At 67.2% G+C, this 10703-nt stretch carries 12 protein-coding genes; 7 read left to right on the top strand and 5 right to left on the bottom strand.

Translation table 11 applies throughout. The annotated features are described in order from the left end of the window. Positions 1-219: phage integrase N-terminal SAM-like domain-containing protein (locus tag BM419_RS27825; protein WP_175556393.1), on the bottom strand; the 219-nt coding region annotated here is incomplete at its 3' end. A 386-nt stretch (positions 220-605) separates the two neighbouring features. On the opposite strand from BM419_RS27825, the gene BM419_RS27820 reads away from it, so the two are divergent. Both BM419_RS27820 and BM419_RS27815 read left to right on the top strand, forming a co-directional pair. Continuing rightward, positions 606-1864 (top strand): IS3 family transposase gene (locus BM419_RS27820; protein ID WP_244540893.1). Its coding sequence is split into 2 segments (ribosomal slippage): positions 606-975 and positions 975-1864, totalling 1260 coding nucleotides; the frame shifts between segments, so codons are not numbered across the junction. Positions 1865-2047: 183 nt separating this feature from the next. Next, positions 2048-3241 carry a tetratricopeptide repeat protein gene (locus tag BM419_RS27815; RefSeq protein WP_082558013.1) on the top strand — a complete coding sequence of 398 codons (1194 nt, stop codon included), beginning with the start codon at positions 2048-2050 and terminating at the stop codon, positions 3239-3241. Between the two features lie 15 nt (positions 3242-3256). Here BM419_RS27815 and BM419_RS27810 read toward each other — a convergent pair whose 3' ends face one another. Together BM419_RS27810 and BM419_RS27805 are read right to left on the bottom strand one after the other, a co-directional pair. After that, complete coding sequence (locus BM419_RS27810; protein ID WP_020096268.1) at positions 3257-3460, bottom strand: hypothetical protein; 204 nt, start codon at positions 3458-3460, stop codon at positions 3257-3259. A gap of 74 nt (positions 3461-3534) precedes the next feature. Then, complete coding sequence (locus BM419_RS27805; RefSeq protein ID WP_029359445.1) at positions 3535-4443, bottom strand: non-homologous end joining protein Ku; 909 nt, start codon at positions 4441-4443, stop codon at positions 3535-3537. Positions 4444-4647: 204 nt separating this feature from the next. Here BM419_RS27805 and ligD point away from each other — a divergent pair, with 204 nt between their 5' ends. Beyond that, positions 4648-7158, top strand: a complete 2511-nt coding sequence (gene ligD, locus BM419_RS27800; protein ID WP_091928338.1) for a DNA ligase D — start codon at positions 4648-4650, stop codon at positions 7156-7158. A 40-nt stretch (positions 7159-7198) separates the two neighbouring features. Here the strand turns inward: ligD and BM419_RS27795 are convergent, their stop codons facing one another. Next, a complete protein-coding gene (locus BM419_RS27795) occupies positions 7199-7693 on the bottom strand; it encodes a GNAT family N-acetyltransferase (RefSeq protein WP_056531151.1) in 495 nt (164 codons plus the stop codon). A 133-nt stretch (positions 7694-7826) separates the two neighbouring features. Between BM419_RS27795 and BM419_RS27790 the strand changes: the two genes are divergently transcribed. The 4 genes from BM419_RS27790 to BM419_RS27780 all read left to right on the top strand — a co-directional run bounded on the left by BM419_RS27790 (position 7827) and on the right by BM419_RS27780 (position 10063). Next, complete coding sequence (locus BM419_RS27790) at positions 7827-8087, top strand: hypothetical protein (protein WP_056531148.1); 261 nt, start codon at positions 7827-7829, stop codon at positions 8085-8087. A 100-nt stretch (positions 8088-8187) separates the two neighbouring features. After that, positions 8188-8310, top strand: a complete 123-nt coding sequence (locus tag BM419_RS33310) for a hypothetical protein (RefSeq protein ID WP_280141603.1) — start codon at positions 8188-8190, stop codon at positions 8308-8310. Between the two features lie 173 nt (positions 8311-8483). Then, positions 8484-8747, top strand: coding sequence for a hypothetical protein (locus tag BM419_RS27785; protein ID WP_020096262.1), 264 nt, complete (start codon positions 8484-8486; stop codon positions 8745-8747). A gap of 80 nt (positions 8748-8827) precedes the next feature. Continuing rightward, the gene (locus BM419_RS27780; RefSeq protein ID WP_020096261.1) at positions 8828-10063 is read left to right on the top strand and encodes a winged helix-turn-helix domain-containing protein; all 1236 of its coding nucleotides are present in this window, start codon (positions 8828-8830) and stop codon (positions 10061-10063) included. A 15-nt stretch (positions 10064-10078) separates the two neighbouring features. Here BM419_RS27780 and BM419_RS27775 read toward each other — a convergent pair whose 3' ends face one another. Further along, the gene (locus BM419_RS27775; protein ID WP_020096260.1) at positions 10079-10594 is read right to left on the bottom strand and encodes an STM3941 family protein; all 516 of its coding nucleotides are present in this window, start codon (positions 10592-10594) and stop codon (positions 10079-10081) included. Between the last annotated feature and the right edge of the window lie 109 nt (positions 10595-10703).

Raw genomic sequence — 10703 nt, 5'->3', positions numbered from 1 at the left:
CGGCACGCCGAGGCCGAGTTCCTGCTGGGCGATCTGGAAGCGGCGCAGGTCGTCACCGGTCGCGGTATCGGGCGATCGCCGCAGGAAGGCGGCCAGCCGCCCGACGTCGCGGATGTAGTTGCGCTGCGTCGCCCGGGAGAACCGGCGCAGGGTCATGTCGTCGATCAGGCGCTGACGCAGCGAGCCGCCGGCAGCGGCGGGAACGGCAAGGACGGTCATGGGATGGCTCCGCTCGAAGGGAGCCGGGATCGTCCGCCCGGGCCGGGCGACGCTCAATCGGCGCAGGGCCTTCGGCTCAACCCGCCGACGTCGACGCTGCCACCCCTCCCGCGCGAGCGGGTTCGTTCATCCACCCATTTTGGACGTTCAGATGGGCGCGTCGTGGTGGCAGATGCTGGCCGAAAGCGGAACAATCGCTTCGGAAAAGGCCGACCAGAGATGCGGACGGCCTTCAATCGATCCGGATCGGAAAGGAACGGAGCGAAACGCGTCACTCATAAGCAGATGTCCTGGCCTTGACCGAGAGCCTCCGGTTCCTGAAGTAGCCCCCAAAATGACCGGACAGGGGCTCACGCTTATGGAAGTGTGTGCCTATGACCGACCGTATGGTGAGTTCTAACGACCCGCCCCGCGCCGAACGCGTCGAGGTGATCACCTCCGTCCAGCGGCGTCGACATTGGACCACGCAGGAGAAGGTGCGCCTCGTCGAGGAGACCTATCTGCCCGGTCAGTCCGTCTCGCTCGTCGCCCGCCGCCACGGGCTGAACGCCAACCAGCTGTTCACGTGGCGTCGGCTGATGGAGCGCGGCGCGTTCACGGCCGCCGGTGCCGGTGAAGAGGTGGTGCCAGCCTCCGAGCTGCGGGCTGCCCAGCAGCAGATCCGCGAACTGCAGCGGCTCCTGGGCAAGAAGACGCTCGAGACCGAGATCCTGCGCGAGGCGATGGAGCGGGTCGCCGCCCCCAAAAAGTTGCCCTCGCGCGTGACCTCGTGGCCGGGGGACGGCCGGTGAGCGCTGTGGCCGCAGCTTTGAGCGTGTCACGCCCGCACCTCGCCTCGTCCAGGCAGGCCTCCCCCGCCTGGAAGCCCAGGGGCCGACGCGGCCGTCCGCCTGCACCCGACGCCGCGTTGCTCGGCGCGATCCAGGCGCTCATCGCCGATCTGCCGACCTACGGCTATCGGCGCGTCCATGCCCTTCTGCGCCGGCAGGCCGAGCGGGACGGTCGGCCTGCACCGAACGCCAAGCGGGTCTACCGGGTCATGAAGGTGCACGGTCTCCTGCTGCAGCGACATGTGGGCGGAGCCGAGACGCGCCGTCACGAGGGCAAGGTGGCGGTGGCCACGCGCAACACGCGCTGGTGCTCGGACGGGCTAGAGATCGCAGCAGAGAACGGTGAGCGTGTGCGGGTCGCCTTCGCGCTCGATTGCTGCGATCGGGAAGCGATGAGCTACGTGGCGACCACGGCGGGCATCACGGGCGAGGACGTCCGCGACCTGATGGTGGCGGCCGTCGAGCATCGCTTCGGGGCGGTCAACCAGCTACCGAGCCTGATCGAGTGGCTGACTGACAACGGCAGTTGCTACGTCGCCCGCGACACGCGCCGCTTCGCCCGCGAACTCGGCTTGATACCGAAGACGACGCCGCTGGAGAGCCCGCAGAGCAACGGCATGGCCGAAGCGTTCGTGCGAACCTTGAAACGCGACTACGTGCGTGTCTCGGTGCTACCGGATGCCGAGAGCGTGCTGCGCCAGCTCCCCGTTTGGCTGGCGCACTACAACGACCTTCATCCTCATCGCGCGCTCGGCTACCGCTCGCCGCGCGAGTTCATCACCCGATCAACCCAGGAGACCCTGTCCGGTTTTTAGGGGGCAACAACAGTTCCATCCCGGCGGCTCGAGCGGCCAACCGGCATAAGCAAGCGTTAACCCTTAAGACAGATGTGGCGGACCATGCCTCAGGTCACTGTCGCGGTGTCTTGCCAGGCTGCGCCAAGGACCCTTCGCGCGCTTGCATAAGCCACCTGCAATCTCCAGCGTGGGCGCAATAGAATGGCCGAGATGTCCGTCGATGAAGCTCTCGATCGAGCCAACGCCGATATCCAAGCGGGACGGCACCAAGAAGCCAGAAATCTTCTGGAGGCGATACTCAAGGTAGAAGACAGAAACCCTCGAGCCTTGATCGGACTTTCGGTCGTCAGCTTCCAACAAGGCGACCTGCCGAACGCGGTCAACTACATCTCGGCAATAGTCCTGGAGAATCCATTCGACAGCGACCTCCTCGGCACGTGCTCGGCCCTTCTGCGGAGCTTTTCCGTCGAGGAATTCGCCGATCGTGTCGAAGCGATAAGTGATGACGCCAAGAAGGATGCGCGGACAATAACGGCGTGCCTCAACGGTTTTCTCAACATGGCGGATTTCGGATCCTCGGGCGAGGCGATCGTGCGCGTCCCATCCGAGATCGCTAGCGCGATCCACTTCATATCGCTCGACGCTCTGTCTGTAGGCTCCAACAGATCGAAGTTCGGTCGGTACTCGCCTATCAACTGTGTCATCGCTCCTACCGCGGGAGACTATGAATTCCGCGAGAAGCACTTCATCTACGCGTCCTCACTGCTGGAGGACAAGCAGGAGGTCCTCGAGGCGTTCGGCCTCCGGGATCTGGCACGGGTCAAAGCGGTTCACAAGGTCAAAGCCAAGCGCATGTCGGATGCCCTCGATGAAATCGGGGTCTCAGGTCTCGACTATTTCAAGAGCGATCTGGAGGGCATAGACGGCTTGGTCCTGCGCGACGCCCGGCAGCACATCGCCGGGGCCGCCGTCGTACAGGCCGAGCTCCGTTTCATGCCGGCCTACGAGGGGGAGCCGCACTTCGACGAGACCGTCGCCTACATGCGCGGACAAGATTTCGAGGTGCTGCATCTGACCAATGAGAATTGGCGGTACGCGACCCGGCACAGGGATCACATGGCCAGAGGTCGGACGGTGTTTGCGGATACCGTGTTCGTGAAGAATATCGACACGTATCTATCGCTTCAAGGACGCTCGACCGAGGCCGTGGTTCGATATTGCCTCGCCTGCGGCGTGTCCGGCAACGCAAACTATGCCGAATTCATACTCGAGAAGCACAAGGAACTCGTCCCTTGTGATCTCGTCGCCGCTCTCGTCAACTACCTGATACCGAAGGCCCGCTTCGGTCAGCCTCAGTTCGCCAAGACCCGGCTCGGTCATGTCGCCATGTCGTGACCGGAATTTCCAGCCTCACGCCCTGGAAGGCTGCGGCGGCGGGCCATCCAGGGCGATCAGATCGACGTTCCGCGCCTTGAGGACGCTGAACAGGCCTTCCAGTTCTCTATCGCAGGGATCGTCCACGATCGCGGCTTCCGGCGTGTCCTCCTCCAGCCACGCCTCCGCATCCTTGTTGGAGGAGAACCCGAGCGGGTCGTAGCCGAGTCTCTCGAGCAAACGGCACGCCCGTCGCCGCCGTGCGGCGCTACGGGAGAGGGCCAGGGCCGGAGGCCGGAGCGGACGAGCGGCCATCACGCGGCCTTCCGCGACTTCGAGGACGTCGCCTTGCCCGCGCCGCGGTTCGAATTTAGCCGCGACCGCTTCGAACCCGCCTTCTTCCGGGCAGCGGCCGGCTGAGCGGAGGATCCACCCTTCTCGGAGTCGATGCTGCGCCTGAGGGCCTCCATCAGGTTCACGACGTTGCTGGAGCTCGGTGCCGCCACCTTCGATCGACCCTTGCCCTTCTCGGGCTTCTTCGCCTTGCCCTTGACCAGCGCGATCAGCGCTTCCTCGTAGCGGTCCTCGAACTTCGACGGATCGAACTTCCTCGTCGACCGGGCGATCAGCTCCTCAGCCAGGGACCGCATCTCGTCGGTCGGATTGCCGTCCGGCATGTCCTCGAAGTAGGCGGTGGGCGACCGGATCTCGTCCTGGTACCGCAGCAGGGTCGCCAGCAGGCCTTTGCCGTAGGGCTCGATCAGGACGATGCGCTCCCGCTTGTAGATGACGATCCGGCCCAGGCCCGCCATCCCCTTCTTCCTCATCGCATCCCGGATGACGGCGAACGCCTCGCGCGAGACCTTGTCCTCGGCCGCGAGGTAGTAGGGCTTGTCGAGGTAGCGCTCGTCGACCTCCTCGCGCTTGCAGAACGCCTCGATGTTGATCGTATGCGTGCTTTCCAGCGCGATCTCGCTGAGCTCCTCGTCCTCGACGGGGACGAGGTCGTCCTTGGCGACCTCGCAGCCCTTCACTTGGTCATCGCGGTTGACACTCTCCCCGGTCACCGAGTCGACCAGCAGCTGCTTCACGCGGTTGCCGGTCTCACGGTTGATCGTGTGGCACTTCAGGTCCCGCGACGAGCTGATCGCCGGATACAGCCCGACGGAGCAGGAGACGAGTGAAAGTCGCAGGTGCCCCTTCCAATTGGCGCGAGATGCCACCGCAGCCTCCAGAATTCGCACAAGTATTCGTCGCCGGCGATGAGTCGATGCGATGCCGACCACGAATTCGGCGACTCAACGAGAGTCGCTCTCGACTCGTTCCTGCACAGTTTGCCCTGTGGATAACTTGCGAGATCTTGCCTGCCCCCGCAGTCGAAGCGGCATCCCGGAACCGGCGATCGGCCGCGCGGTTTGCCGGAAGTCATGTCCGAACTCCTCAAGCCGTACCGCGAGAAGCGGGACTTCGAGTCCTCGCCCGAGCCTCGTGGGCGCCGTGGCCGGAAGACCGCCAAGGCGCGCTTCGTCGTCCAGAAGCACGACGCCCGACGCCTGCACTACGATCTGCGGCTGGAGATGGACGGGGTGCTCAAGAGCTGGGCCGTCACCCGCGGGCCGAGCCTATCGCCGGCCGAGAAGCGGCTCTCCGTCCGCACCGAGGACCACCCCCTCGACTACCTGCGCTGGGAAGGGGCGATCCCCAAGGGCCAGTACGGCGGCGGAACCATGATCGTCTGGGACATCGGCTCCTGGGAACCGGTCGGCGATGCGACCGCCGGTCTCGAGAAGGGCCACCTCGAGTTCGTTCTGCACGGAGAGCGGCTCGGCGGCCGTTGGCATCTCGTGCGCATGAAGGGTCGCGGCGGCGAGAAGAGGCAGCCGTGGCTGCTGATGAAGGCCGAGGACGAGCATGCCCGCCGCGAGGGCGACATCCTCGGCGAGCACGATGCGTCGGTCCTGTCGGGCCGGACCAACCGCGATCTCGCCGCCGGCGGCGAGATCAGACCCGACCACGCGGCACGTGCGAAAGTTGCCTTGACGCGCGTGACGAAGACCGCCTCGGCCCGGTCCCCGCGCGCCCGCAAGGCCGTGCTGCCGCCCTTCGTCGAGCCGGCCTTGGCGACCCTCGTCGACGCGGCGCCGACCGGAGAGGGCTGGCTGTACGAGATTAAGCACGACGGCTACCGCATGCAGGCGCGCATCGACGGAGGTGCCGTGAAGCTGTCGACGCGATCCGGCCTCGACTGGACGGCGAAGTTCGAGCCGATCGCGAAGGCCCTCCAGAAGCTGAAGCTGCCCTCCGCCCTGATCGACGGCGAGATCGTCGTCGAGAACGCGAGCGGCATCTCGAGCTTCGCGGCGCTTCAGCAGGCCCTCGCTGACGGCTACACGGGCGCGGCGCTCTTCTACGCCTTCGACTTGCTCTACATCGACGGCAAGGACATCCGCGCCCTCCCCCTGACCGAGCGCAAGGCTCTGCTGCTGCAGAGCCTGGCCGATGCGGGGTCCGCCGACCGGATCCGGTTCAGCGAGCATCTCATCGACGACGGTGCGGCCATGGCCCGCCATGCCTGCCGCCTCGGGCTCGAAGGCATCGTCGCCAAGCGGGCCGACGCGGCCTACCGCTCCGGACGAAGCGATCTCTGGCGCAAGGTGAAATGCACCGGCTCCCAGGATTTCGTCGTCGCGGGCTTCATGCCCTCAGGCACGGCCCCTAAATCCGTCGGCTCGTTGATCCTGGGAACACACCAGGATGGCACCCTCGTCCACGTGGGACGGGTGGGTACGGGGTTAGGCGACGCGGTCGCGCGCGAGCTCTGGGTGAAGCTGGAGTCCCTGCGGATCCCAGCGCCGCCGTTCGACGCCGAACTGCCGCCCCTGGCGCGCCGCAATGCACGATGGGTGGAGCCTCGTCTCGTCTGCGAGGTGACGTTCCGCGGATGGACCGCCGACGGTCAACTGCGGCATGCGTCTTTCAAGACCATCCGGACCGGCGTGGCGCCCGACGGGGTCGCGCGGAAGGCGGCGCCGGCGCGCTCACGGGCGCCGAAGCGGAGAACCGCGGAGTCGACCGTGACGCTCACGCATCCAGATCGCGTGCTCTGGCCCGACGTCGGCCTGACGAAGGAGGGGCTGGCGGAGTACTACGCCGAGATCGCCGAGCGCATCCTGCCGCACGTGATCGACCGGCCTCTGTCGCTCGTCCGGTGCCCGGCTGGCCTCGGCTCGTGCTTCTACCAGAAGCACGGCTGGTCCGGGATCGACGAACGCCTTCTCCGCGTCCTCGAAGGCGGGACCGGGAAGGCGGTCGTGATCGGCGACCCGGATGGCCTGCGCGCCCTGGTCCAGGCGAGCGTCCTGGAGATCCATCCCTGGGGCGCGACGGCCGCGGACCCGGATCGGCCGGACCGCTTGGTCTTCGATCTGGATCCCGGGGACGGGGTGGCCTGGACCGACCTCGTCGCCGGCGCGCTCGAGGTCCGCGAACGGGTGCGAACGTCGGGATTCGGCGCCTTCGTCAAGACCACCGGCGGCAAGGGACTGCACGTCGTCGTCCCGGTCGAACCGAAGGCTGGGTGGGATGAGGCGAAGGCGTTCTCGAAGGGGCTCGCCTCCGAGATGGCCAGGGACGCGCCCGACCGCTACGTCGCGACCGTGTCGAAGAAGGCCAGGGACGGTCGCATCTTCATCGACTACCTGCGCAACCAGCGTGGTGCGACCGCGGTCGCGGCCTTCTCGACCCGCGCCCGCGCGGGAGCGCCGGTCTCGGTGCCGGTCGGCTGGGACGAACTCCCGTCCCTCGGTTCCGGAGCGCGCTTCGACGTCGCCACCCTGCCCGGTCGCTTGGCGGCGCTCGGCAAGGATCCCTGGGCCGGCTTCGAGCGTGCCGCGCGGCCTCGGGAGGCATCGGGAAAGCGCGGGCGTCGACGAACCTGACTGGCCTGTCTGTATGGACTTGCCGTCGGCTCGTGCAAGGTCAGCGTGGGCCGGGCAGGCGATGAGCGAGATAGCGGACGGTCTTGGCTCCGCCGAGAATGGTGGCTGCGCCGACCTCCTCGAAACCGAGCCGGGCGTGGAAGGCGTCCGAGCTCGGGTTGGGCGGCATCGAGTTGACTTCGCACACGATCAGGTCGTGACCGGCCTCGCGGGCCTTCCGGAAGAGATCCTCGTAGAGCCGCCGCGCATGGCCGAGGCCGCGGGCAATGCCGGCGACCACGACCCGGTCGACGTACACGAAGCGCGGGTAGCGACTGCGGAACCATAGATAGTTCGGGCTCGCATAGGTCGGATGCCGCTCATCGAGGGCGATAAGGAAAGCGTCATTGCGGCCAATCCGGCGTACGTGGAAGCTCCCCGCCACGAGCTCGGAGAGACCTTCCTCGTCGAGCAGGGAGAGCTCGGCCGCGTGCGCGTTGTTGAGGGCCAGTATCGTACTCGTGTCGGTCGATGAGATCTGCAGCAGCGATGTCATGCACTCTCGCGTGTCGTCGGCCGAGCGTTGTACGCCATCCCGACTGCAAACTGGATCGAGGCAGCCGTTGTGGTCCCAGCGCGGATCGCAAGCTAGGTGGCCGGGACTTGGGAGTTGCACCTCTCGCTCTGGCATGCATTATACCAGTGACCTGACGCATGGGTCGTCCTCAACGCACCTCGCGCCCTCGTCAGAAACGTCGGGGGCGTTTTTTCTTGGGAGCGGTACGGCCGGCAGCTTCGGATGGAAGCTCGACGAGGTCTGCGGCGGCGGTCCTTCGGCCAGGAAGGCGCGATGGACGCTCTCGGTCGCCGGCGACACGATGATCGCGTCGATCGCACGCGGCTTCAAGGCCGGCGAGCCGTTCACCCTGAAGCGCTGCGCCACGAGGTAGCCGGGAAGCCGAGCCTGAGGCCCGGCCGGCTATCGCTTCCCGCCGTTCGGGTCCATCCATGGGCGGGCACGCCCCTCCCCCTGGGTGCGAAGGAGCTGCGATGAGCCCGCACGACTACACGTGGCTCCTGTTTGCGACGCCCACGGCCGTCGCCCTGCTCGGCGCCTTCGTCTATGTCGCGATTGGTCTTCAGGACCGGATCGACGGCCGCTGCGACCGGTAGACCGGGCCGCTGGCCCTGCCCACGAATGGTGCGCCTGTGCCGGGCGCATGGGGCGGCATCCCCGGGCGGAACCCGAGGTTCCGGATCCTGTTGTGGGATCGGCGAGCGCAGATGCCACTTGGCCCATCGGACGCCCGCCCTTCGGAAGGATCCAGATCGGGCACCTCGGCACCATGAAAGCAATCGTCTGTCTGTCCGCCGTCGTCGTCGCATCGACGCCCTTCGTCGGCACGCCCGCCAGGGCCGACGATGCCGAGGCGGCGCGCCTGTGCCGAGGAGACGCATTCAAGCTCTGCCTGAGCGAGATCCCGGACCGTGACCGGATCACGGCCTGCATGGTCCGGAACAGGGCGCGCCTGAGTCCGGGCTGCCAGACGGTGTTCAACAAGCCGTCCCGGCCAGCCACCGTCGAGGCCGCCAGCCACACGATCCGCTGAGCAGATGACGGTGGAGGGTATCCTCCGAAGGTCAGCACCTGCGGCCGTAGGATCGTGACGCCCGCCTCCCCGCCCATCCCATGGCTGGATCGAAGCTGGAACTGTCGATTACCGAAGCGCGCCGCATCGCGCTGACCGCCCAGGGCCTCGGCATGCGCCCGCTGTCGGACGGGATCGCCGTCTCGCGGATGCGTCGGCAGATAGGCCGCCTGGGCCTGCTCCAGATCGACAGCGTGAACGTCCTCGTCCGCGCCCACTACATGCCGCTGTTCTCGCGCCTGGGGCCCTACGACCGCGGCGCCCTCGATGCCCTGGCTGTCGCAGGCTCGAAGCGCTTCTTCGAGTACTGGGGTCACGAGGCGTCCCTCCTGCCGATCGATCTCCAGCCTCTGCTGCGCTGGCGCATGGACCGCGCCCGCCAGGGCCACGGCGTATGGAACCAGCTCAAGGCGTTCGCGGGCGAGCGGCGCGCGGAGGCGGACGCCATGCTCGCCCGGATCGGGCAGGAGGGCCCGCTGGCTGCCTCCGACGTCTCGGGCCCGAAGGCGTCCAAGGGCATGTGGGTCTGGAGCGATGCCAAGCACGCGCTCGAATGGCTCTTTTGGGCAGGACTCGTGGCGTCGACGCATCGGAGGGGCAGCTTCGAGCGCGTATACGACCTGCCCGAACGGGTGCTGCCCCGCTCCGTCCTCGCCCGACCGACCCCGGCTCCGGTGGACGCCCGGCGCGAACTCGTCGCGCGATCCGCGGAGGCGCTCGGCGTGGCGACCGCGAACGACCTGCGCGACTACTACCGCCTTTCGCCGACCGAGGCGCGCCTGCCCATCGAGCAGCTCGTCGAGGAGGGCGTGCTCATTCCCGTGACCGTCCGCGGATGGCAGCAGCAGGCGTACCTGCACAGGGATGCCCGGCCCGGCCGCCGTCACCGCGGCGCGGCCCTCCTGTCGCCGTTCGACCCGCTCGTCTGGCACCGGCCACGGACGGAGCGCCTCTTCGGATTCCGGTACCGCCTCGAGATCTACACGCCCGCCCACAAGCGCGAGCACGGCTACTACGTGCTGCCGTTCCTCATGGACGGCGCGCTGGTAGCCAGGGTCGACCTGAAGGCGGATCGACGGGCCGGGGCGCTGATCGTCCTACGCGCGCATCAAGAGCCGGGTGCGCCGGCGGCTACGATGGAGCGGATACTCGCGGAGTTGCGATTGATGGCCTCGTGGCTCGGCCTGTCCGACGTCGTGATTTCGTCGACAGCCGGGCTGGAGAGCCGCGATCACCGGGTCAGTTCCCGGATGAGCGACCGGGCGGCGATGGAATAGCCGGCGGACCCCAGGCTACGCGTTGCGCCGGGCCGCGGACACCGCCTCGGCCAATGCCGGGAAGCCGCCGCGCAGATCGGCCGCCGTCATCCAGTAACCGGACCGCCCGAAGACCCGATTCAGTTTGGCCCTGCGGCGCGCCCCCTTCGTCCAGGACAGATGCGCGTCGGCCGTCGGGTCGATCTCCAGCACCAGCATGCGCTGCCGCTGGATTTGCATCGGGGTCACGCTGCGGATCGTCTCCCAGGGGATCCAGTCGGTCGACAGCCTGCGATCGTAGATCCCACGCGGCCCGACGGACACCACCGGTTTCGACTGGAACAGCTTGGGGAAGATCAGCACCGTGCAGAGGCCGAAGAACGCGACGCCGGCATAGGCCTCGAACTCGGCGAAGCTTCCGGGCGTCACGGCCGTGCGCCCGATTGTCGGGTGCGCATAGATCAGCCAGCCGGCGAAGGCCGCGAAACCGACGGAGGCCAGGAAGAGGCCGATGGTCCGCCACGGCGAGCGATGGATCTCGACGACATCCACGTAGGCGAACTCCGCAATGCGATGGGCTGACCTGCGCCAGGTCGCTCCTCGGGAGAGCGACTATCGCGCGCCCGAAGGCGATACCGTAGCCGATGTTGGGCGACTTCCT

The sequence above is a fragment of the Methylobacterium sp. yr668 genome, assembly GCF_900116245.1.
Lineage (GTDB): Bacteria > Pseudomonadota > Alphaproteobacteria > Rhizobiales > Beijerinckiaceae > Methylobacterium.
The sequence above is the reverse complement of the archived record's forward strand: the minus strand, read 5'-3'. Positions and strand labels throughout refer to the sequence as shown.